Source organism: Alteromonas sp. ABD4_190 (assembly GCF_056160105.1).
Genome location: NZ_JBSWWN010000001.1, coordinates 3,059,104 through 3,081,257, shown reverse-complemented (window position 1 = coordinate 3,081,257; position 22,154 = coordinate 3,059,104). Strand labels below are relative to the sequence as shown.

Sequence of the window (22,154 nt, the reverse complement as noted above, 5' to 3'; positions counted from 1 at the left end):
GCTTCCCTGCGGTGGAGGGTTTGCTCCAGCCCTCCTCCTCACATTCAGAGATATTTAGATAGCGCATTATGTAATTGCGAGTTTAAGAGCTATTGGGTGTAACAATTTGCGCTAACAAAAAAATGAGAAAAGTTGCATTTTTAAGCAACGTATGTGAAATAGTGTTGTGCACATAACATTTCTCAGGTGGGCTGTAGTATGAGAAAGAAATTAGACGCTTCTAAAGCGCTACATTTATATAAAAATTTACCTAAGCAACATAGAACCGGCATTGCTATTGCAAGCTTATTTCTTGGCGGGCTTATCCTTTTGCCGTCGGAGTCTGTAGAGGCTAGCCGTCATCAAGAGGCACATATTTTAGACGCAGGTGTCCGCTACCCTGTAGATCTTAACATTACACCGTCAACCGACGTTTTTTCGAATGAAGAAGAGTCTACTTGGCAAACGTATAAAGTGCGAAGTGGCGATACCCTAGCAAAGCTGTTTAAGCGTGCAGGGTTCACATCCCGCGATGTTTACAATGTGACTCAGGCTGGTGAACTAACAAAAACACTTGTTACTTTATTGCCTGGTGACGAATTATCGTTTAAAGCGAACAAAGACGGTAGCTTTGGCGAGTTAAAGTACAAGCTATCTTCAACGGAAACTCTTTTCGTTCGTCCGGATTCGACTGACGAGAACAGCAGTCTTGTCGCTGAATTAGAAAAACGCGATGTAGATATTCGCTATAACTTTGCGCAAGGTGAAATTCACTCAAGCTTTTGGAATGCCGCGAGAGATGCTGGGCTTACCAGCAACCAAATTATGAATTTGGCAGGTATTTTCGGCTGGGACATAGATTTCGCAATGGAAATACGCTCTGGCGATACGTTCAACGTTGTTTTTGAAGAGCAATACATTGATGGGGAGTTCGTGGGCTACGGCGATATAGTAGCAGCGGAGTTTACTAACCAAGGCGAACAGTTTAGTGCGATCCTTCACGAGGACGGTACTTACTACACCCCGGAAGGGCGTAGCATGCGTAAAAGCTTTTTACGTGCGCCAGTTAATTTCAGATACGTCAGCTCTAATTTTACTAAAGCACGCTTTCACCCCGTACAAAAACGCTGGAAAGCGCACCGAGGTACCGACTACGTAGCAGCCGTTGGTACACCGATTATGGCCGCCGGCGATGGAAAAGTTATCAAAGCAGGCTATGATAAATATAACGGTCATCATGTATTCATTCAGCATGGCGAGAAATACACAACCAAATATCTTCACTTTAAAAAGCGTGCAGTGAAGGTAGGAGATACGGTTAAGCAAGGCCAAACCGTGGGCTATTTAGGTAGCTCGGGTATGGTAACCGGCGCCCATCTACACTATGAATTCTTAGTGGATGGCGTTCACCGAAACCCTCGTACTGTAGAGCTGCCAAAGGCGCTTCCTATTGCTAAGGAAGAGAAAGAAAGGTTTATGGAAATTGCCGCAATACGCCAAGAGCAGCTAGATAATAACAAGCGCATTATGCTTGCCATGAAATAGCGACAATTAGATGGCAAAATATATTGGCCTGATGTCAGGTACTAGCATGGACGGCGTTGACGCCGTCCTATGCGACATTTCGCAAACGTCTTGCACCACCCTCGCCGCCCATTCAATCCCTTATTCTGCCGAATTACTTACTGCACTCAATGCACTTTGTAGTGAAGGTCCTGATGAACTTAATAGTTTGGCCATCGCTGATAGACTGGTTGCTGAAACCTTTGCAAAGGTCACCTTAGCGCTGCTTGAGAAAAACAACCTACATCCTTCGGATATCACGGCTATTGGCTCCCACGGCCAAACCATACGTCACCACCCAAATTCCGATGTATTGTCAGCACACTTTGCAGAATCATCCATACGCGGCTTCACCTGTCAGATAGGCGATCCTAATACCATCGCTGTTCTTACCGGCATTGATGTTATTGCCGACTTTAGGCGCAAAGATATAGCCCTTGGTGGTCAGGGAGCTCCCTTAGTGCCCGCTTTTCACAATGCAGTATTTGCCAGTGATGATAAACACCGAGCACTCGTTAACATTGGCGGCATAGCAAACGTTTCACTGCTTGCGCCAATACAAGATGCTTCGCCACCTAAAGGGTTTGATACCGGACCCGGTAACACCTTGATGGATCAGTGGATAAGCCTTCATTTAAATAAAAGCTTTGATGAAGACGGAGCATGGGCTGCGTCAGGGCATTGTCACTCAGGCCTGTTAAACAGGCTCTTATTGGATGATTACTTCGCTTTGCCTGCGCCTAAAAGTACTGGCAGAGAGTATTTCAATATTAATTGGTTAAGCAATGCGCTTGCCGATTACTTCCCTTCTAGTGCAGAGCTACAAAGCGAAGAAAAGAACAATAATTTAGCCCCTAAAGACGTGCAAGCAACCCTACTTTCGCTAACAGGTACTACTATCGCTCAGGAAATTGTAAAGCATTTACCTAAAACCAATCATGAAGGTGCAAAAAGCGAAGTTGTAGTAAGCGGCGGTGGCGCATTTAATAAGACGCTCATGGACTATCTAAGCGATGCGTTATGCGATTATGTAGTAACAGACAGTCATGCTCTGGGCATTCATCCACAGCACGTTGAAGGTGCGGCTTTTGCCTGGTTTGCATATGCATATATGAATGATATTCCAGGAAACGTACCTGCAGTTACGGGGGCTTCTAAAGCCACGGTACTTGGAGCCTTGTATAAAAAAGCGTAAAAAAGGGCCAGCGATAAAATCACTAGCCCCGAATACGTTACTTCAAAAATACTATTTAGCTATTCCCATTTTCATCTTTTTAAGGGCATCTGCGTCTATATCGGACTGAGGCTTAGCGCAGCTCTTTTTAGCGCGCATATCGAAGTAGCCATAGCCACCTACAAGCAAAAAGCATATAGCTGGAACAATATATGACACAACAACACCCGCGCTATCAATAATGGCGGCTTGGAAGAGCGGCATGATAGCGCCGCCGAGAATTGCCATTACAAGGCCAGCTGCGCCTAGTTTGGTGTCTTCACCAAGACCTTCAAGTGCAATCCCGTAAATCGTTGGAAACATGAGTGACAAACAGGCAGAGATAGATACCAATGCAATTACTCCAGCTAAATTGGGAGACTGTGTCATGAAGATACATAGCGCCATGGCAATCAGTGACATGATCATTAATAGTCTAGCTGGGTAGAGGTACTGCATAACCCACGTCATAACGAAGCGAGAAATTAGAAATACAATCATGCTGTACTGTAAAATTTCACCACCGCTCACTTCGTTGCCACCCGTCGCTTTCATTGCATACTGGATAGTGAAGGTCCACACGCAAGTTTGCGCTCCGACATTGAAAAACTGAGCCAATACACCAAAACGGTAATGCCTGTTGGCTACTAACCGCTTGAGCGAGGCGCCCAACTTAACGTCTTCCACACTAGACTCAACCGACTCTTGAATTGGCGCTTTAATTAGGAAGATAGCAACCCAAACTAAAACTAGCACACATGCCATACCTACGTATGGAAGCATTACTGCATCAAGCTCCGCCCCTATCACGTTTTTAAGCTCGCTTGCCGACATGGCGGCACGCTCTTGTGCAGATGCCTGATTCAGGTTTGGCAATATAAGCGTTGCAGCCAAAAACACACCTAAATTAGTGCCAACGGGATTAAACGCTTGAGCTAAATTTAAACGGCGTGTCGCGCTTTTTTGATTTCCCATCGCCATAACGTAAGGGTTGGCTGACGTTTCAAGAATAGATAAACCACCAGCCAATACAAAAAGCGCAGCAAGGAAAAAGCCGTAAGTCATAGTTTGACTGGCTGGATAGAACAGAAATGCCCCCGCGGCCGCGCAGCCCAGCCCGGTCAATACACCTGTTTTATAAGAAAAGCGCTTGTTGATAAAAGCAGCAGGAATGGCTAAACAAAAATACGCGCCATAATAAGCAAATTGAACCAATGCCGATTGCAAAGACGACATGGTAAATATTTTACTAAATACCTTTACCAAAGGGTCTGTCATGTTCGCAGCCACACCCCATGCAGCAAAGCAAATCGTTAACAATACAAAGGGAATCAATGTGTCTTTGGAAACCAAAGGGGCGTTGTTCTTCATAATAACGGCCTTTCGCTTGTAAAAAATTAGTTAATCAATTTAAGCATCACCCTTTACCTCTGTCAATAAATCAATTTAATTTATTTATATCAAATTTCGTCAAAAATTAGACTTTATATGTAGAAGATCATTAACAACCACTGCAAGACTTTTTTTAAACCGATCAAACAAAAGATAAAAAACAACTAAAAATCATAAACTTAATGATATAGAAATGCCATAAAGAAATATTTATGCACACTATAAAATACTGCAATTCTCCTCCCCCCTCATTTACAAAAAACACACAAATTTTGAAAAACCCATAAATAAACATGGTTGATTTAATTGAGTAAGTTAGTTAAATTTCGTTCAAAAGAAATATATGTTAACGCGGTGTAACGCCAATCACGTCCGATTTATCTAACGTCAACAAAGAGTTAGCAAAGAATGTGTAGATGCCATCAGTCACACGCTCGCAACAAGCTACGGCTGATAAACATTTTTAATTGAGAGAATAACGATGAAAACAACTATAGCTACACGTCGCCTTTCTAGATATAAGAGAGGGTCATACACCACAATACTCGCTGCTACCGTTCTTTTTGCTGCCACCGCGTCAGCATCACAAAGTAAGTTTCAAGAAGCGTTTGACTTTCAAGCAAGTTACACAGGCGAGTCAGCAACCAACATTGACGGTGGTGAGCGCAGAGGTAGTGCCTATGCTGGTCAGCTTTTTGTAGGTGGAGAACTCGACTTAAATACGTTAGCAGGTTGGGATGACACTAAAATTCATATTGCCATGACAAATCGACACGGTAAAAACTTAGCCGAGCACTACATCGGAAACAGCACATCTGTACAAGAGATCTTTGGCGGTCAAAATACCCGTCTTGCACGGTTTACGATTTCTTCCACATTTCTAGATGGCGATTTAGAACTAGAAGGTGGCCGTACTGTAGCGAATATCAGCTTTTTAGGCTCTGAACTTTGCCAGTACTTTCAAACCAATGCTGCCTGTGGGAACCCAACTTTTGTATTTAGAACCAGTAATTTTACTTGGTGGCCGGTTTCGAGTTGGGGTGGCCATGCTAAATACTGGCTTTCACCAAAAACATACTTTCATACCGGCGTGTACGAAGATAATACCAGTCATCAGGACTTAGGCGATCACGGCTTCGATTGGGCGACTAATGAAGCTACTGGCGTTGTTGTTCCGTTCACTCTAGGGTATCAAACTACTTGGGATAATGACGAACTACCAAGAAGATATGAAATTGGCGGTTGGTATGATGGCGCAGACTACACCGATCCTGTCTTTGATGATGAAGGCAACTATGCGGCGCAAACAGGTAATGATTACGCTGTTAGAAACGGTCGCTCGGGTATATTTGCTCGATTTGAACAAACTGTTACTCGCCCTAACCCACTCACGAAAGAAGGGTTAACGCTTTTCGGCGCCGTGCTAACCGGTACATCTGGCGAATTGATTGAAGACTATTATGTCAAAGCAGGCTTTGTACTAAGAGGTACCATGGCGTCACGTCCTGACGATACTCTGGGCTTCGTGTTTACCCGTCAGCAATACAGTGATGAAGCGCTAGAGGATCAGCGTATATTAAGAGCCATAAACGGCGGGGTTGGTACTCCAGCAAGTAGCCAAACCATGTTAGAACTGAGTTATGGCTATCAACTCAACGACCACGTAAGAATTCAACCAAACGTTCACTACATCATCAATCCCGACCAATTCGCAGAGCGCGACAGAGTAATGGCACTTGATGATGCTATTGTTCTAGGCCTAAGGTTCGACGTCAACCTAGCAGCTTTACTGTAAAGTTTTCTTCCTGCAATACACTCAATAGCGCCTTCGGGCGCTTTTTTACAAATCCAACTCCCCGCTATTCCTGTATTCAATACTTATCTTACGGCGTTTATAGCGCTAACAAGCGTAACGCTTCATCAACAAACTCTTCTTCGTTGAATAAGGAATACGAATGACAGACTCAGTACTTTTCAGCTCGTTCGATTGGGCAGGTAACACATTGCAAAACCGCATGGTATTGGCACCAATGACAAGAGGTAGAGCTGGCGCCGACCGCATACCCAATAAAATTATGGGCGACCACTATGTAGAGCGTGCAGATGCGGGGCTTATTATCACTGAAGCGACGACCATATCAGAAGAAGGCATTGGTTGGGTTGATACCCCTGGAATTTATACTGACGAGATGGTTGAAGGCTGGCGTTCTATTGTAAACCGCGTTCATGAAGCGGGTGGAAAAATCGTACTTCAACTCTGGCACACCGGACGCGCATCTCACAGCGACTTTCACAACGGTAATTTACCTCTTTCAGCATCTGCTATCAAAATTGAAGGCGATGAGATTCACACGCCTAAAGGCAAAAAACCCTACGAAGTGCCTAAAGCCATGACGTTTGATGATATAAAGCGCACTGTAGGAGACTTCAAGAAAGCAGCTATTAACGCTAAAGCTGCAGGGTTTGATGGCGTGGAAGTCCATGCGGCAAATGGCTACCTTATAAACCAATTCTTAGATAGCCGTAGCAACCAACGTAACGATAATTACGGTGGTGGTGTAGACAACCGATATCGATTCTTAAGCGAGGTGATGGACGCAGTATTGAGCGTATGGGAAAAAGAGCATGTCGGTGTAAGGTTGTCGCCAAACGGCGCGTTTAACGATATGGGTGCCGATGATTTTCGTGAAACTTTTACTTATGTAGCCCAACAGCTAAATAAATTAAAAATAGGCTATTTACATGTAATGGATGGCTTAGCATTCGGGTTTCATGAGCGTGGTGAAGCCATGACGTTAGCAGAATTCAGGGCCCTTTTTGACGGTATGTTGATGGGGAATTGTGGCTATACAAAAGAAGAAGCGGAAAAGCGATTATCTGACGGTGATGGAGACATGATTGCTTTTGGAAGACCTTGGATCACAAACCCGGATCTACCTACTCGCTTTAAACACGGCTACCCGTTAGCGTCGTTTGACGATCCGTCTGCATGGTACGGGGGAGGTGAAGAAGGCTATAACGACTTTGACACTTACCGAGAAAAAAGCGGAAAAGACGCAATGACGTCGCTAACCTAAATTAGCTAAGGGCAGAGCAAGCCGCTCTGCCCTTGTCTCGCGCCCACTGAATTTTAATCAAACATTGTGTATCAAACACTGTGCCCCATGTATACGCGTCGCTCTTAATACTATACCTGATCTATGCCTAAACTAGGCTTAAACTATGCCTAACTTGCAGAAAGCTGGTGACTGCAGAAGAATGGTTAATTAAACGATTTTTTCCTAGCTGCTAACACAGCAAGTTTTTCCAAGCACGACATCCACGCGAAGTTGTGCTGATCGCACTCTTGCTTGTTTAAAAAGCCCTGTTGAATAAGAACTAGCCTTACGTTGTCTTCTTCGGTGTTTTCGAAGTGAATGTCCACCGATGTCATTACCGACTCTTCCATGTCATCTTCCCACGCCCAAGAGAACGATAACTGTTCGTTGGCTAAAATTTTCACGTATTCACCGGTCAATGACATTTCTATACCGCTGGGATCAATCATTTTGATGCGATAACGTCCGCCCTCTTTGAAGTCACTCATAATTTGTGTAACTGAACAATCGCCTGGTGCAAACCACTCTGAAAGATACTCAGGTTCGTGAAATGCTGCAAAAATAAAGGGCAATGATGCATCTAGCGTTACATCAATTTTAAACTCGTGCATATAGCCGCCTTAGTTATTTTGTGAAGGTAAGGGCTTTAGTGTATTTTTACTTTATAGCAAAGAGAATCACTCATCATCACTAATAAGCTTTGCCAAAAATAAAAAATCCCGAGCCCGCGTAAGGAAAGGCCCGGGAGAAGGAGAACATCCTCAATTTGTTTTATCGACAGTTCAAGACAATTTCTTGAACTAAAAGTGCACCTAAGCCCCTTTCATCAGTGAATCCATACTGGCCTTGCTGCCAAAATGCTGTGAGCTTACTCTCTCACTTATTGATAAATACAAGTTATCAATGTCGGCGTTTGCCATAAACTTCTCACAAAAACCAGGCGCATGAGGTTCGATAAAATGCTTGGCGGCCAGCATGAAATGAGCAATAAGCTGCTTAACATTGTCTGTACCCATTGCAATACGCATAGTCGTCAATTCTATTCCGGCTTTTTTCTGTTCGTCGCCACTGAGTTCTGAATGAGACGTTAACGCGGGGCACAAAACAATCGTATTGTTTTGACCTATGCTTACTTGGTGGCTAAAGGCCGGCTCTAGGGCATCGAAAAAGCGTACAAACACGTCGCGAGGTAAATTCGCGGGCGCCAGGTCTACGGTGAATAAGGTACAAGGCCAGCCGTGGGTATGCTGTTTCTCGCGCAAACCTGCATTGCTGTGTTCAGGCAACGCATGACAGTTAACGCGAATTTGGTCGTGGGCATTTAGGAATGAGGTAAAGACTTGAGTATTGATAACCTTAGTCATCATGCGCTGTTCCAAGGTCTTCATACCGTTTAATACATCAAACGCCTTTTCAGAATCTAGGAATGCACCTTTGATGTAGTACACATCCCAGAACATGGTTTCGGACCAGTCTACCCCGTTTACTGAGCTGCCTTTTGGCTGGAACATGCGATGTCCCTCGCCTATCACAACGCCCGCTGTGGTTGCGCCACTACCACACAAGTCTTTGGTGTAGCTGTGGATGACATAATCGGGACGTGAGGCTTTGTTTTTATGCTGTAGCGGTTGGTGCAACACAGGCGTAGCAAGCGTAGAGTCCAACATAACTAACGCATTTTGTGCGTGTGCTAACTCACATATTCCGGGTACGTCCAGTACGTAACCATGTGGGTTGCATGGCGACTCTAGATACACATGCATTTTTGCGCCATTGTCTAAACGTGAGGCATGCTCGGCCTTTGTTTGCTGCATAAATGACGCAAAGCTTTGTGCGTCATAGCCATCAAACCATGCAATTTGAATATCCATACGGTTGCTGCGAGCGAAGTAATCATGAAGCAGCTGATACACCCCACCATATACGTTTCTAGAAACAATGAGCACATCGCCATGACTCAGCACGTTCGATAAACAAGCGTCAATTGCCGCCATGCCCGAATTGAAATTCCACGCCAAGTATTCAGCGGCGTAAGGGCCCGCTTCCATATCTACAATTGCGTTAGCAAGGGAGATGTTGGTAGGGTTTAATAATCGCGAATAAATTTGATGGGTGAACTCTTTTCCTTGAAACGCATCGTCTACCCATTCAGTACAGGCATATACATAGGTTGCAGTTCTTACGACCACGGGCGTTGCTGAAAAAAGTGCAGTGACATTGTCGAATAGCGGATAGTGCCCTTGTGAGCCGTTGCCGCTCGACAAGCTTTGGTATGTGGCTCGAAACGGGTTTTGCAGCGTATCTAATATTTTAGCTATTTGAAAAGACAAAAACTTTTTAGCATTGAAATAGGCAAGCCTGTCTTCTTTATCAAGTTCTTGCAACGTGTTGCTGGTAATATCCCAAAGCTGCATAACGCTGGCCTGAGCACCGTACAAGTGATGAGCTGTATTGGCGAGTGCCTTGCCATAGTCGCTTTCGGCGCTTATGCCGAAATGTGAAAGTTGCTCCTCAACTAAAGCCTGCGATGTAGAGGCTTGGGTCGTGTTACGCTTAGGTGATAGCACTTTCGCGTGCGTTACATCAACATCTATTGAATTTTGGAATTTGTTTTCTGACTGCATAGCGATTCCGTTGCAATTTAACTTCAGGTGCAAACACATAACACCAATACTGTTTACAAAAATGTAAAACTTAAATCACATTTTTAGAACAACAAGCTTGACGATAATGCATTCAGGCAGAGGAAAGAAAAGTTTACTTTAGGAGTGTTAGGCCAATGACAGCAAGGAGTTCGAAGGTGATTGAACTTACTATTTTAAGCAATGAAGCTAACGATATTGCAGATGCACTTCGAGAAAAAATAGCAGATAACGATAGCTTCATCGGAGCCGATGGCTGCCCACTTATAACGCTTAAACAAATCACTACGCGTTCAGAAGATGTAGATACCAAAGACGTCAGAGTGATGCTCGCAGACCCTGATCTCGCTTCTAGTATCATCAATAACTGTGCTGCGATTACTTGGTGTCAATCAACGTGGGCGGGCAATGCCCCACTGTTAAACGCTAATAAATCAGACTACATACTTACCGGCTTAAAAGGAATTTTCGGTAAGTTAATGCGGGAATACGTTTTTGCCTACTTACTTGCGCATGCTAGAAATACTAAAACATTCGAGCAAAATCAGCGTGCCGCCCAGCCGAAGTGGGAGGCATCAAAACGGGTAGCGTTAAATGGCCAAACGCTGGGTATAGTTGGACTTGGCAGTATAGGGCAAGCACTTATTCCGGTTGCTCACGCCTTCGGTATGCAAGTTGTAGGTCTAACGAGAAGTGGGAAAGAAGTGGAAGGCGCTAATGCTGTTTACACTCCTGACGACATCGAAGGGTTTGCCAGTGCGTGTGACCACGTAGTAAATTTAATGCCAGACACCCCCACAACACAAAACTTGCTATCTCACGGCTTTTTTAATGCACTTAAACCTCATAGTGTCTTCATTAACGCGGGTAGAGGCAGTGCAGTTGACGACGATGCGCTTTTGCAAGCTTTAGACAAAGGCGCTTTGGCGCATGCAGTATTGGACGTATTTCGCAGCGAGCCCCTCGACCCCGTTCACCCGTTTTGGCAGCACCCTAATATTTCAGTGACTGCTCACACGGCCGCAGAATCTCAACCTAGCGATGTGGCAGATGTGTTTTTAGACAATGCGCTGCGCTATATCAAAGGCGAACCGCTTAAATACCAGTTTGATTTTGATAAGGGCTATTAATTGTTTAGTAGCCCTTATTTTAGCCCCCCTTTCTAAAGCACATTCGAAAACTTGGTTAAGCGTAACTATAGAGTGGTGATTGTAAGTTAGGACAACCTTACCTATTTATACCTAATTTACCTACATTTACCTGGCCATGATATCTGACTAAATTTAACTACGCGGGTCAGTTGCGGTTACTTCAATTCTGTCATGGTGCTTTTCGTGAAACGCTAACAATTGTGGGTAGTCTTTCATGCTGTGTAATTCGCGGAAAAGCACCCAGTCGATCATGCTATACAAACAGATTTCTGGGTAAGTCCATCCACTAAAGCCACCCGCATCAAGCTGCTCTGACAACGTCCCCAATACAGCTTCAATCCGCTCATTTTGAAGTCGGTAATACATTTTATCTTCGCTGATATCAAAATCTGAACGCTTTAGAAGCATAAGCTGAACAAATGAATCATTGGCTGCGTCAATTAACGTTAGCTGGTTCTCTTCTTCCCAGCTTAAGCCATCGTGATCAAGCTTGTCGGCAAGGTAGTTATAGATAATGCGAGAATCGAAAACCATTTGTCCCTCGTCTTCAAGGCAAGGTACTTTTAATGTTGGGTTACGAGAAGCAAGCAGTTCGCGATCTTCACCTGAAAAGATCTGAAGATTTAAAAACTCGTGTTCTGTAGACGCTAATACGATGCGAATACGGCGTACATAGGGTGAAGTGGTTGAGCCATATAATTTCATAAACGCTGTCCTTAACTATGGTCGTTTAGTGAAATCAGTGTAGCCAGAATTTGAAACGAAAAGGAGGTGTTGTGAAAAAACAACCGACAGGCATACAAAAGAATGCGATGTATGCCTATCGCTTTAACTATAAATAATTACAGATGAAGGGTTTCGCGTTTAAAGCGCACAGCGTGTGCTGCCCCTAAAAGAATTCACTTAAACGCTAAAGCTTGCGCCACAGCCACAGGTAGTAGTGGCATTTGGGTTTTGAACTAAAAAGCGTGACCCTTCAAGGCCATCCACGTAATCAACAATACCACCTACTAGATATTGTAGGCTCATTGGGTCGACAACCATAGTTACTGTGTCTTTCTCAATAGTCATATCGCCTTCGTTCACCTTCTCATCGAATGTGAAGCCATATTGAAAGCCCGAACAACCACCACCTGTTACGTATACACGTAATTTCAAATCAGGATTTTCTTCTTCTGAAACAAGGGCTTTCACTTTCGCTGCTGCAGCGTCTGAAAACTCAATTGGCAACGCCGTTTCTACAGACATACCCACCTCTACAATAATCTCGTGCTAGCGCACTTTCTGCTTGAACGCAATTATCTAATACTTGCGGATAGTTAGCAATTATTGGGGCAAAACTTAACGAATCAACCACAAATGTGAAGACCGTTTTCACTCCACGTTACACAACGGGTATTAAAAGGAAGGTTGCCCTCATGGCCACGAATGAATAAACGTTGAACTGCAAGCTCATATCCTGTTAGCGTAATTCGATAGTTAAGTGTTGACGCTTTTTAATGCTGCATGTGATTTATTTAAAATTCATAATTTTAGATAACACTCTGATATATGAAATATAGGTTATTTTTATGAGCTCTTCGCATCAAAGAACTAACGTTGCCTTGTTTGACGATTTCGGTCTTTCTCGATTTGACAACAAGGAGGAATACAAAAAGCAGATGAGCGCATGCCAAGAATCTCTTTTTCATGTTCAGCAGTCCTACTATCACCAAAAAAGACGCGCGCTTATCGTTTTTGAAGGTTGGGACGCATCAGGCAAAGGTGGAGCCATACGACGTATCACAGAGAAGTTAGATCCCCGCTCTGTGAACGTGTTTCCGGTAGCTGCGCCGACAAAAGAAGAACGTGAAAAACACTTTCTTTATCGCTTTTGGAAACAGATCCCTTCACCTGGTAAGCTCACAATTTTTGACCGTTCCCACTATGGACGAGTGCTGGTTGAGCGGGTTGACGGGCTAACCCCGGCCACAGACTGGCAGCGTAGTTATAAAGAGATAAACGAATTTGAAAAAACGCTTAGCGATAATGGCGTTCGCATCATAAAGTTGTTTATGCATATCTCTGCCGACGAGCAGCGCGAAAGGTTTGAAGAGCGCTTACACAACCCTTTTAAGCGTTGGAAGCTCACTGAAGAGGACTTACACAATCGTCGCATGCGCGAACATTACGTTGAAGCTATCAACGATATGTTCGAGAAGACTCATACCGATTATGCCCCATGGCATATTATAAATGGAGAGTACAAGTGGCAGGCGAGAGTTGACGTACTTGAGACCCTCGTTCAAGCATTAAGTGAAGGGGTAGATATTGCCCCTCCCCCTTTAGATGAGAAGCTTATTGCTATGGCTTCAAAACAACTAGACGTTAATGAGGAAAAGCTAAGAAGCACCGATAAAAAATAATCTATCACTATTTTCTATCGGTTATTACCAACTAGTTTTCCGGAAGCGTTACATTTAGTTCTAACACGCTGCAGTCGTCATTGTTATCAAGCTGAACTGACACCTGATCATCCGCGATAGCAACGTATTTTCTAATCACTTGAATGATTTCCTGCTGCATCATGGGCAAGTAATCAGGTTCGGTACGCTTTTTACGTTCATGTGCGACGATAATTTGTAACCGCTCTTTAGCTACAGCGGCAGTGCTCGGCTTTTGCTTCTTTTTGAGCAGGTCGAAAATTCCCATTACTTCCCTCCTAGAAGACGCTTAAAGAACCCTTTCTTTTCTGCTTCAAGGAAACGATGTGGAACAGTTTCGCCTAGCAGACGTTTGACAGCATCAGCATAAGCTTGTCCTGCATTCGCCTCTTCGTCAAGAATAACCGGCTGCCCTTGGTTTGACGCTTTAAGCACTGATTCTGATTCTGGAATTACACCTAAAAGTGGAATCGCCAAAATTTCTTCCACATCGGCAACGCTTAACATTTCCGCACTTTCTACACGCATTGGGTTGTAGCGAGTAAGAAGCAGATGCTCTTTAACCGGTTCGCCCTTTTCTGCGCGCATCGATTTGCTTTGTAAAATACCTAAAATACGATCTGAGTCACGTACCGACGACACTTCCGGATTGGTTACTACAATGGCTTCATCAGCAAAATAAAGCGCCATTTGAGCACCTTGTTCGATACCTGCTGGCGAATCACAAATGATGTACTCGAAGTCTTTCTTAAGCTCATCCAATACTGCTTGCACGCCCTCTACAGTGAGTGCATCTTTATCGCGGGTTTGAGAAGCTGGAAGAATGAAAAGATTCTCCGTTCTCTTATCTTTAATTAGCGCTTGTTTTAGTGACGCTTCCTTGTTGATAACGTTAACAAAATCGTAAACAACGCGGCGCTCACAACCCATGATAAGGTCAAGGTTTCGCAAGCCAACATCGAAATCTATTACTACCGTTTTATGGCCTGCTAACGCAAGCCCCGTACTTATTGCTGCACTCGATGTAGTTTTACCTACACCACCTTTTCCTGAGGTTACTACGATAATCTTTGCCATCTGTTCTTTCCTATTAGTGCGTACAAAGCATTAAGCTAACGGCTCTATACGTAATGTTTCTTCTTCTAAATACACTTGTGCAGGCTTCTTCCAGCACTCGCCTTTTACGGTGTCATGCATAATGAATTGCCCAGCAATTGAAATGAGTTCTGCGTCTAATGACTGACAAAATACACGGGCCCCCGTGTTGCCTTTAACGCCAGCTAACGCGCGTCCGCGCAACGTACCGTAAACATGAATGTTGCCATCAGCCAAAAGCTCAGCACCTTCACTCACTGACGCAGTTACTACTAAGTCACAGCCTTCAGCGTAAACTTGCTGGCCAGAACGTACAGGACGATTGACAACTTTAGCTGGCTTAAGTGCGGGGGCTGCTGTAGGCGCAGGCTCGCTTTTGGAAGGCTCTGCAGACGCTTGCTGTTGTGCTTGCGGAGCGCGCTCGTTGCTATGAGTTTTGTTGCTGCCGCTTTCAGTGCCGTTATTAGCGCTCTCTTTTTGTGAACGAAGCGCACTGTCTGTAAATTTACTTTGGCTTACATCAGCTAATCCCAAATCATTAATGGTCGGTTTCAGCTCTGCCACTTCACCTTTCACCGCCATAGGCTGCAATTGCAAACGACGGCAAATGGCCACCAGCAGTTCAAACTCGGTAGCAGACAAAGGCTTTATCAAATGCAAAATCAATGAGGAACGGGTAAAGAACTGCGGCGCGCTCGCGACCTTTTGAGATAACTGAGCTTCGAAGTTATCTGGCTCAAAATCTATTACTTCTAACACAATACTGGTGAGCGTAGTGCCCTTCATGCGAAAGCAAGTTTCTGTCATTTTTTCTTCCCGAAAAGGCGTCACTTTCCCCACAGCAATTAACTATGGAAATAAGCAAAACCTATTAGCGCTAGTGTTTGTTGCTGTCTTACGCAGCTATACAAATTATTTATAGTGTTACTGTATCAAAAATCCCGTTCGCATACAGCAACTGTATACCGTTTAAAACACGTTTTAAACCTGATAACGTCCTTTGAATAAGCCAAGAACGTGCCAATCACTGAGCAGTTTTTGATCAAGCGTAACTTATGCAAGTTGTTAGTACGCCCTGTTTGTATACAAACGCCTCTTTCACCACAAAAAAATGCGATCGTAGATCGCACTTTCTATCGTCTTCGTTTTCTCACAGCGCTCAAGGTGTGGTAAGTTTTTTCGGGTCTAGTAGTGATTCCAGCTCGTCTCTGGGGATATCTGTCATTGCTTCAGCTACATCAATAACAGGCTTGTTTTCTTTATAGGCTGTTTTTGCTATTTCCGCAGCTTTAGCATAGCCAATCACTGGATTGAGCGCCGTGACGAGCACAGGGTTTCTGTAAAGCGCAGCTTCAATGTTCTCTTGATTTACAGTAAAGCCCTCGATCGCTTGCTCGCCGATTAGCTTTGCACTGTTGGTCATTAGCGACAGACTTGAAAGCAAGTTGCAGGCAATCATGGGTAGCATTACATTTAACTCAAAATTCCCAGACTGCCCGCCTACAGTAATTGCAGCGTCGTTGCCTATTACCTGTGCTGAAGCCATTGCCACGGCTTCTGGAATAACCGGGTTTACCTTGCCTGGCATTATCGATGAGCCTGGCTGCAATGCAGGCAATGCTATTTCGCCCAAACCAGCTAGCGGGCCGGAATTCATCCAACGTAGGTCGTTAGCAATTTTCATAAGGGTGACAGCCAAACTTTTTGTCGCACCAGAAAGCGTCACTGCCGTGTCTTGAGAGCCAATAAGCGCAAAGAAATTATCTGCTGGTTTAAACGCGATATCGGTCAGTTCCCCTAGCGCATCTGAAAATGTCGTAGCAAAATCCGCATGGGCGTTTACACCTGTTCCCACGGCAGTGCCTCCTTGGGCAAGGGTTTGAATAGCTGGCTGCACAGCGCGCAGAGTTTTCACCTGCTGCTTAAGCTGAGATGCCCAAGCCAGTAAGCTTTGGTCCATGCCCACAGGCATCGCATCCATGAGGTGTGTGCGTCCGGTCTTGCAGTATTGCGCTACCGACTTTGCTTTGACTTCGATAGTACGAACTAAACTTTCAACGGCCGGTATAAGCTCGTTTGACAAGGCAATAGACGCGCTTACGTGAATGGTTGTTGGTATCACATCATTTGAACTTTGACCGAAATTTACATGGTCGTTCGGGTGAACCTCTTCACTTGAATAACCAGATGCCAAACGGGCTACTACTTCGTTGGCATTCATGTTAGTGCTGGTACCGGATCCCGTCTGAAAGACGTCTACCGGAAAGTGTTGCATAACATCGTCAAGGGCTAGCAGTTCATCGCAGGCTTTAACTATCGCCAAACCGCGATCGCTATCGAGTGCTTTGAGCTTCATATTTGCTTGTGCTGCGGCTTTTTTCACAGTGAGCAACGCCCGTATAAAAGCTTCAGGCATGCGTTGTCCACTGACCGGAAAGTTTTGAATAGCACGTTGAGTTTGTGCGCCGTAAAGTGCATCTTCAGGCACTTGTAGCTCGCCCATGCTGTCGCGTTCTGTGCGTGTTGCTGTCATAACTCGTATCCTTGTGTTGATGTAACTGAATTTTTGGCGTGTTTATCACGCTGTCATCAAAGGTCTACTCGGGCTACTAAGTGCAAACTAAGAGTACTCAGTAGGTATCTCCCTCGTTAGCCGCTCATAAAAAATGTGGGACTAGCACATGCATATCTATTTTTAATCTTGCAAGCGTAATTCGATCACTCTCGGTACAGGCGTAACGCTCAGCGTTAAGTAAAGGCCTGTATAAGTTGTCTAAACAGGCATAGCGCCATTGTTTACAAACTAGCGGGTCACAAATGACTTCATACAGCAATTCGACTGCATTTTTATAAATCGTAAATTTGTCGCTTTTCTGTGGTAATAAATTTGCGATGCAGGCCACACTGTCTAGATAGTTAACCAATACATTCAGTTCACCACCGTTGTGTCCAAAACGAATTTGTTTACGTGCATTTCGTATCGATGACATTAGCTTTATCGTTTATCAAGAGTGCATCAAAAAATAACGCGATGAATAGGCAAGAACTATTGATAGCAAACTCACCACAAAAACTCAAATGATAATTATTAGCATTTAACATGATCCAGTGCTATGCTTTTTCGTATTGAAAATGGAATCTTCTAATTCCACCGAAAGGTGCGGTTAATCTATATTCAAAGGATATTATTCATGATGAAGAAACTACTTGGCGGCACAGCCCTTTTCCTTTTAGCTTCCAGTGCATTTGCTAACGAATGTGAGACTACTGTGGAATCAAATGACGCGATGCAGTTCAATACAAAAAACGTAACGATCCCTGCAAGCTGCAGCGAATTTACCGTAACGCTTAAGCATACTGGTCAACTCCCGAAGCAATCTATGGGTCATAACTGGGTAATGACCACCAAGGCCAATGGGCAAGCGGTAGCAACAGATGGCATGAGTGCTGGACTCGATAATGACTACATTAAGCCTGGTGACGAACGTGTAATTGGCGCTACAGAGATTATTGGTGGTGGTGAACAAACTTCTACTACGTTTTCTGTTGAAGGTCTAAGTAAAGACGAAGAATACATGTTCTTCTGCTCATTCCCCGGTCATATCGGAATTATGCAAGGCACGGTTACCCTTTCTAGCTAAGCGTATGCGATTTGTCGATAGGCAAACGGAAGGCGCACTTTCAATTGTGCGCCTTCAAAATAGTGTTCAGTAATTTAAGAGTGAAGTGGTAATGGATACAGCGCCCCAAACATCGAAAAGTTCAAGAGCGTTGGAGCGCGATAAGTCTCGACCACATCTTCTAAGTGTCTTTACTCAAGCTTTCATTAAAAGCACTCTTTACCCGCTGTTATCTAATAAGCGACTGTTGATGCCGCTTTTAGTTTTAATCCTACTTACTCAAAGCAGTACCCATTCTGTAACGCTTTCAGTTTTATCAGACGCATACTTCCAAGTAGCAGCATTTGTTTATGCATCGCTTGCACTTTATTACTTGGCCACATTGCGGATCTCAGCTGACGCTATTGGCAATTACATGAAAACCCACCCAGTCCACGAGGTAGGCCTTTCGGCACTGCTTGGTGCATTACCCGGCTGCGGTGGTGCAATTATTGTGGTGACTCAGTACACACGAGGTGTTACCAGCTTTGGCGCGGTGGTAGCGGTATTAACCAGCACCATGGGAGATGCGGCGTTTTTGTTACTCGCTCAAGCACCATTAGATGCGTTAACGGTAATGGCAGTAAGTGTCACCGTAGGCGCTGCAACGGGATTAGTGGTTAATAAATTCCATAATTATCGAGCACCTGAAACTGTTGATTCCAACCAAGAGCCCCTGAACACAGATAAACCGAAAGCACTAAGCCATAAAGCCGCTTCACTATCTACAGCATTCTGGATGATTGTGAGCTTACCGTCGCTAGTAGTCGCCTTGGCTCTGGCGTTTCAACTCCCCGTTCACAGTTACTTGGCTATCAGTGAGAATACGCTAACACTAATTGGCGCTTCTTTATGTATAGCAAGTTTGGTGCTTTGGTCATTATGTGGTTCTGGAAGCGGATACGCCTCTATTGCCAAAGAAGACGTCATTCCGCCCCCTCCTAAGTGGCAGGAAAAAGCCGCGTTAGATACGCAATTTGTATTGGCATGGGTGATACTCGCATTTTTGATTTTCGAGCTTTCTGTTGTCTGGTTTGGACTAGACATAGCGGGAATGCTTGAAACTATGGGATCTGGCTTGGTCGGCTTGGCTATTGTTATCGGTTTTCTACCCGGCTGCGGCCCTCAAATATTGGTCACCAGTTTGTATTTAAATGGTGCAGTCCCTTTTTCAGCTCAGTTAGGCAACGCGATTAGTAACGATGGCGATGCCTTGTTTCCCGCTATCGCACTTTCACCAAAAGCAGCCCTTATCGCTACTGTGTATTCTGCCATTCCAGCTTTTCTTGTGGGCTATGGCTATTGGTATCTCTTTGAATATTAACAAGATCATGCCCTAGAAATTACTAAGCTTTTACTTACCAAAACCATGAGCGTGAATAAATCATATGTGTGGAAAACCTAAGTATACCTAGCTATGTGCTTAGCTAAACTATGGTTGTTAGAGACTTACTCTAGGTCAACTGAAAGTGCTTCGCTCCACGGCACACTTACCTCATAGTTGCCTTTGCGAGTTTTATACTGATAAACCCGAGTAGTGAAAACAATAGATTCTACGTTTATAGCTTCTTCGATATTAAGCGTTACGTTAACCGCTTGGAAAAAACGAAAACGATACTTAACGTCTTCAGCAAGTAGGCTTGAACTGCCAGATTCTAGCCTAACAGGCTTTCCATCTCTTTTGCCCACAATAGCAATGTCTAAGTTGCCATTTATCACTGCCTTTCTTTGTTTAGATTGCAGTAAAACTAACCTGAGTTGATATGATGTATCACTTAATTTAAAGACCTCTACCCCTTCAATAGCAAAGCCGTCATCGGTTTTCTCGGGCGCCATAACACGCTCGTAGAAGCTTAACAGCTCTTGTTGTGCTTCTAGCTCTTTCTTCTGTTCACTTAACGTTTTTGCGATATTTTCTGACTCGAGTGAGGCAAGTTCCACGGCTACTTCAAGCTGGTTTACTTTCGTCGTTAGCGCATTATTCTCTTCAGACAAAATAGCAATAGTTTCCTTTTGAGCCTGCACTTTCTTGCTGTCGCCTTCGTCAATAATTCGCGCCAGCTTGTAACCGAATCCAATCATGACGAACATGATAAGCGCGACCATCAAGGTCCATTTATAGTTGCCTAATAATTCTTTTAGTTGGTCTGTCGTCATAATTTCTTCAATAAAAAACTACAAAAACGCTAACGCGTTCTAAATATTATGAATTTTAAGTGTTTATGGTAAGCTGCTAGCTACGTTAATCTACTGTACCACAACATGCGCTTGCAGGCTTTAAGAGAGGAGTTAGCTCATCCACGCACTACTATTCAGTTGTGCATGCTGGGCATTGTAGGGGGAACCTGCGCGGCGCTTATTATCATACTGTTTCGACTATGCGTTGAATGGCTTCAAGAAACAGGGGTATCGTCGCTTAAGTCAGTTCTTGCTTACGACTGGTTAGTTTGGCTTATCATGCCGCTTATTAGTGTTGGCTTAATACTATTCATTGCTTTTCTCACTGGCTTCAAACACTACCGCTTGGGGATTCCTTTCGTTATTCACCGGGTAAAATACTATTACGGTCATATTCCGTTTCGAACGACCATCAATCAGTTCTTTGGCGGTATGCTAGCGCTTGCTGGAGGCTTCGTCGTAGGAAGAGAAGGTCCTTCTGTTCATATGGGAGCATCGGGCAGTAGTTTTCTTGGGCAATGGCTTCGTCTGCCCTATAACAGTATTAGAATTCTTGCAGGCTGTGGCATTGCTGCGGGCATTTCTGCATCGTTTAATACCCCTTTCGCTGCCGTTATCTTTGTAATGGAAGTCGTGCTTCGAGAATACAAAATCCACATATTTGTACCTATCATGCTGGCCGCAGCCTGTGGCTCTGTGCTTACCCGTATTGTATTTGGAGAGGTCAACGAACTTTCGTTCTTATCTTTCAATGCCTTTAGCCAGTGGATGTATTTCTATTTAGTACTGTTAGGCATTTTACTGGGTATGTTGGCTGTGCTTTTTAATAGCCAACTTATGCGTGTTATGACCTGGTTCCGACCGGTTTCTATGGTGTGGCGTTTAATACTTGCAGCGCTAATTACCGGTACTATAGGTATGTTTATACCTGAGGCACTTGGGGCGAATTTTATTGACGTTGAGCACTTATTCGATAGCTCCCCTGGTGCGCTATTGTTGGTATCTACCCTTGTATTTAAGGTAATCTTAGCGGTATTTGCTATCGGCCTTGGTATCCCTGGGGGGATCATAGGCCCGGTAATGGTTATCGGTATGCTTGCCGGTGCTGTGCTTTTATTGCCGCTATCCTACTTTGTCAACGTGCCTGAATTCACTAACAGCTTTGCATTGCTGGGTATTGCGGGTATGCTGACGGCGGTATTACACGCGCCTCTTGCTGCACTTTCTGCGGTTATGGAGCTTTCCTATAGCCCTCAAATAATTCTGCCAGCCATGCTGGTGATAGTACCTGCTTACGTAACTTCAACGCAGTTTTTCGGCAACCGCTCTATTTTTATACGTCAGCTTGACTATCAGAATCTACCATACGCCATTTCATCTATCCGAGAGGCCCTTGAAAAGACGGGGGTACTAGCGGCAATGAATAGAGATTATAAGCTTTTTCACGATGCCCCAGAACAAGCGCTAATTAACTATTTAGAAGGCGATCCGACAAAAATTGTCATTCAGAAATCAAAATTTGAAATAGATGTGCAGTATAAACTGGTCCAATACAATGTAAGTTTGGAACACGATGCAGCAGCATTAAACTATTACGAAATGGAAGGCATCAGCGCGCAGTCTACGCTGCACGAAGTATACGAACATCTTAAAAATTCGCGCTCTGGCGCAGTTTATATTTACGATCAGGAGCTTAACGATATCATTGGCGTAGTAACCTGGAATATCTTGCAAAGCTTCTTACAAAAGGCACATTACTAA

The 22,154-nt window shown here is 44.2% G+C and carries 20 protein-coding genes; 9 read left to right on the top strand and 11 right to left on the bottom strand.

Features of this window, described 5'->3' with window-relative positions:
• The first annotated feature begins 198 nt into the window (after positions 1-198).
• Together ACXAFM_RS13480 and ACXAFM_RS13475 are read left to right on the top strand one after the other, a co-directional pair.
• Complete coding sequence (locus ACXAFM_RS13480) at positions 199-1,524, top strand: OapA family protein (protein ID WP_474834909.1); 1,326 nt, start codon at positions 199-201, stop codon at positions 1,522-1,524.
• 10 nt (positions 1,525-1,534) lie between these two features.
• Positions 1,535-2,737: an anhydro-N-acetylmuramic acid kinase gene (locus tag ACXAFM_RS13475; protein WP_474834907.1), complete on the top strand. Its 1,203-nt coding sequence runs from the start codon at positions 1,535-1,537 to the stop codon at positions 2,735-2,737.
• A gap of 51 nt (positions 2,738-2,788) precedes the next feature.
• Here the strand turns inward: ACXAFM_RS13475 and fucP are convergent, their stop codons facing one another.
• On the bottom strand, positions 2,789-4,126 hold the full coding sequence (fucP, locus tag ACXAFM_RS13470; protein ID WP_474834905.1) for an L-fucose:H+ symporter permease: 1,338 nt from the start codon (positions 4,124-4,126) through the stop codon (positions 2,789-2,791).
• 502 nt (positions 4,127-4,628) lie between these two features.
• On the opposite strand from fucP, the gene ACXAFM_RS13465 reads away from it, so the two are divergent.
• Positions 4,629-5,942 carry a carbohydrate porin gene (locus ACXAFM_RS13465; RefSeq protein ID WP_474834903.1) on the top strand — a complete coding sequence of 438 codons (1,314 nt, stop codon included), beginning with the start codon at positions 4,629-4,631 and terminating at the stop codon, positions 5,940-5,942.
• Positions 5,943-6,102: 160 nt separating this feature from the next.
• Positions 6,103-7,224 (top strand): alkene reductase, encoded by a 1,122-nt coding sequence (locus ACXAFM_RS13460; protein WP_474834901.1) that lies wholly within the window; start codon positions 6,103-6,105, stop codon positions 7,222-7,224.
• A gap of 185 nt (positions 7,225-7,409) precedes the next feature.
• On the opposite strand, the gene ACXAFM_RS13455 is transcribed toward ACXAFM_RS13460, so the two are convergent.
• The gene (locus ACXAFM_RS13455) at positions 7,410-7,856 is read right to left on the bottom strand and encodes an SRPBCC family protein (RefSeq protein WP_474834899.1); all 447 of its coding nucleotides are present in this window, start codon (positions 7,854-7,856) and stop codon (positions 7,410-7,412) included.
• Positions 7,857-8,057: 201 nt separating this feature from the next.
• Positions 8,058-9,869, bottom strand: coding sequence for a trans-sulfuration enzyme family protein (locus tag ACXAFM_RS13450; RefSeq protein WP_474834897.1), 1,812 nt, complete (start codon positions 9,867-9,869; stop codon positions 8,058-8,060).
• Positions 9,870-10,024: 155 nt separating this feature from the next.
• Here ACXAFM_RS13450 and ACXAFM_RS13445 point away from each other — a divergent pair, with 155 nt between their 5' ends.
• Positions 10,025-11,017 (top strand): D-2-hydroxyacid dehydrogenase, encoded by a 993-nt coding sequence (locus tag ACXAFM_RS13445; protein ID WP_474834895.1) that lies wholly within the window; start codon positions 10,025-10,027, stop codon positions 11,015-11,017.
• 153 nt (positions 11,018-11,170) lie between these two features.
• Here ACXAFM_RS13445 and ACXAFM_RS13440 read toward each other — a convergent pair whose 3' ends face one another.
• On the bottom strand, positions 11,171-11,743 hold the full coding sequence (locus ACXAFM_RS13440) for a glutathione S-transferase family protein (RefSeq protein WP_474834894.1): 573 nt from the start codon (positions 11,741-11,743) through the stop codon (positions 11,171-11,173).
• A gap of 198 nt (positions 11,744-11,941) precedes the next feature.
• Positions 11,942-12,286 (bottom strand): iron-sulfur cluster insertion protein ErpA, encoded by a 345-nt coding sequence (gene erpA, locus ACXAFM_RS13435; RefSeq protein WP_025256292.1) that lies wholly within the window; start codon positions 12,284-12,286, stop codon positions 11,942-11,944.
• A gap of 323 nt (positions 12,287-12,609) precedes the next feature.
• On the opposite strand from erpA, the gene ACXAFM_RS13430 reads away from it, so the two are divergent.
• The gene (locus tag ACXAFM_RS13430; protein ID WP_474834891.1) at positions 12,610-13,443 is read left to right on the top strand and encodes a polyphosphate kinase 2 family protein; all 834 of its coding nucleotides are present in this window, start codon (positions 12,610-12,612) and stop codon (positions 13,441-13,443) included.
• Between the two features lie 31 nt (positions 13,444-13,474).
• On the opposite strand, the gene minE is transcribed toward ACXAFM_RS13430, so the two are convergent.
• From minE to ACXAFM_RS13405, 5 genes are all read right to left on the bottom strand, one after another.
• Positions 13,475-13,729: a cell division topological specificity factor MinE gene (gene minE, locus ACXAFM_RS13425; RefSeq protein ID WP_474834889.1), complete on the bottom strand. Its 255-nt coding sequence runs from the start codon at positions 13,727-13,729 to the stop codon at positions 13,475-13,477.
• Positions 13,729-14,538, bottom strand: coding sequence for a septum site-determining protein MinD (minD, locus tag ACXAFM_RS13420; RefSeq protein ID WP_269916709.1), 810 nt, complete (start codon positions 14,536-14,538; stop codon positions 13,729-13,731). Before minD ends, minE begins: the two co-directional genes overlap by 1 nt.
• Before the next feature lie 30 nt (positions 14,539-14,568).
• Positions 14,569-15,363 carry a septum site-determining protein MinC gene (gene minC, locus ACXAFM_RS13415; RefSeq protein WP_474834887.1) on the bottom strand — a complete coding sequence of 265 codons (795 nt, stop codon included), beginning with the start codon at positions 15,361-15,363 and terminating at the stop codon, positions 14,569-14,571.
• 352 nt (positions 15,364-15,715) lie between these two features.
• A complete protein-coding gene (locus ACXAFM_RS13410) occupies positions 15,716-17,089 on the bottom strand; it encodes a class II fumarate hydratase (RefSeq protein ID WP_474830287.1) in 1,374 nt (457 codons plus the stop codon).
• A gap of 124 nt (positions 17,090-17,213) precedes the next feature.
• Entirely contained in the window at positions 17,214-17,546 is a 333-nt protein-coding gene (locus ACXAFM_RS13405) for a hypothetical protein (RefSeq protein WP_474830285.1), read from the bottom strand.
• A 201-nt stretch (positions 17,547-17,747) separates the two neighbouring features.
• On the opposite strand from ACXAFM_RS13405, the gene azu reads away from it, so the two are divergent.
• Together azu and ACXAFM_RS13395 are read left to right on the top strand one after the other, a co-directional pair.
• Complete coding sequence (gene azu, locus ACXAFM_RS13400; protein ID WP_474830283.1) at positions 17,748-18,197, top strand: azurin; 450 nt, start codon at positions 17,748-17,750, stop codon at positions 18,195-18,197.
• 91 nt (positions 18,198-18,288) lie between these two features.
• Positions 18,289-19,539 (top strand): putative manganese transporter, encoded by a 1,251-nt coding sequence (locus ACXAFM_RS13395; RefSeq protein WP_474830281.1) that lies wholly within the window; start codon positions 18,289-18,291, stop codon positions 19,537-19,539.
• Positions 19,540-19,664: 125 nt separating this feature from the next.
• Here the strand turns inward: ACXAFM_RS13395 and ACXAFM_RS13390 are convergent, their stop codons facing one another.
• Positions 19,665-20,372 (bottom strand): DUF6776 family protein, encoded by a 708-nt coding sequence (locus tag ACXAFM_RS13390; RefSeq protein WP_474830279.1) that lies wholly within the window; start codon positions 20,370-20,372, stop codon positions 19,665-19,667.
• A 105-nt stretch (positions 20,373-20,477) separates the two neighbouring features.
• Here ACXAFM_RS13390 and ACXAFM_RS13385 point away from each other — a divergent pair, with 105 nt between their 5' ends.
• Positions 20,478-22,154 (top strand): chloride channel protein, encoded by a 1,677-nt coding sequence (locus ACXAFM_RS13385; protein WP_474830277.1) that lies wholly within the window; start codon positions 20,478-20,480, stop codon positions 22,152-22,154.

What these genes read in the sequence shown, in the direction of transcription:
- ACXAFM_RS13455 (WP_474834899.1), bottom strand. Translation starts at nt 7,856, where the DNA reads ATGCACGAGTTTAAAATTGATGTAACGCTAGATGCATCATTGCCCTTT.
- ACXAFM_RS13395 (WP_474830281.1), top strand. Translation starts at nt 18,289, where the DNA reads ATGGATACAGCGCCCCAAACATCGAAAAGTTCAAGAGCGTTGGAGCGC.
- minD (WP_269916709.1), bottom strand. Translation starts at nt 14,538, where the DNA reads ATGGCAAAGATTATCGTAGTAACCTCAGGAAAAGGTGGTGTAGGTAAA.
- erpA (WP_025256292.1), bottom strand. Translation starts at nt 12,286, where the DNA reads ATGTCTGTAGAAACGGCGTTGCCAATTGAGTTTTCAGACGCTGCAGCA.
- ACXAFM_RS13480 (WP_474834909.1), top strand. Translation starts at nt 199, where the DNA reads ATGAGAAAGAAATTAGACGCTTCTAAAGCGCTACATTTATATAAAAAT.
- minE (WP_474834889.1), bottom strand. Translation starts at nt 13,729, where the DNA reads ATGGGAATTTTCGACCTGCTCAAAAAGAAGCAAAAGCCGAGCACTGCC.
- ACXAFM_RS13410 (WP_474830287.1), bottom strand. Translation starts at nt 17,089, where the DNA reads ATGACAGCAACACGCACAGAACGCGACAGCATGGGCGAGCTACAAGTG.
- ACXAFM_RS13440 (WP_474834894.1), bottom strand. Translation starts at nt 11,743, where the DNA reads ATGAAATTATATGGCTCAACCACTTCACCCTATGTACGCCGTATTCGC.
- minC (WP_474834887.1), bottom strand. Translation starts at nt 15,363, where the DNA reads ATGACAGAAACTTGCTTTCGCATGAAGGGCACTACGCTCACCAGTATT.
- ACXAFM_RS13450 (WP_474834897.1), bottom strand. Translation starts at nt 9,869, where the DNA reads ATGCAGTCAGAAAACAAATTCCAAAATTCAATAGATGTTGATGTAACG.
- ACXAFM_RS13475 (WP_474834907.1), top strand. Translation starts at nt 1,535, where the DNA reads ATGGCAAAATATATTGGCCTGATGTCAGGTACTAGCATGGACGGCGTT.
- ACXAFM_RS13445 (WP_474834895.1), top strand. Translation starts at nt 10,025, where the DNA reads ATGACAGCAAGGAGTTCGAAGGTGATTGAACTTACTATTTTAAGCAAT.
- ACXAFM_RS13465 (WP_474834903.1), top strand. Translation starts at nt 4,629, where the DNA reads ATGAAAACAACTATAGCTACACGTCGCCTTTCTAGATATAAGAGAGGG.
- ACXAFM_RS13385 (WP_474830277.1), top strand. Translation starts at nt 20,478, where the DNA reads ATGCGCTTGCAGGCTTTAAGAGAGGAGTTAGCTCATCCACGCACTACT.
- ACXAFM_RS13405 (WP_474830285.1), bottom strand. Translation starts at nt 17,546, where the DNA reads ATGTCATCGATACGAAATGCACGTAAACAAATTCGTTTTGGACACAAC.
- fucP (WP_474834905.1), bottom strand. Translation starts at nt 4,126, where the DNA reads ATGAAGAACAACGCCCCTTTGGTTTCCAAAGACACATTGATTCCCTTT.
- azu (WP_474830283.1), top strand. Translation starts at nt 17,748, where the DNA reads ATGATGAAGAAACTACTTGGCGGCACAGCCCTTTTCCTTTTAGCTTCC.
- ACXAFM_RS13390 (WP_474830279.1), bottom strand. Translation starts at nt 20,372, where the DNA reads ATGACGACAGACCAACTAAAAGAATTATTAGGCAACTATAAATGGACC.
- ACXAFM_RS13460 (WP_474834901.1), top strand. Translation starts at nt 6,103, where the DNA reads ATGACAGACTCAGTACTTTTCAGCTCGTTCGATTGGGCAGGTAACACA.
- ACXAFM_RS13430 (WP_474834891.1), top strand. Translation starts at nt 12,610, where the DNA reads ATGAGCTCTTCGCATCAAAGAACTAACGTTGCCTTGTTTGACGATTTC.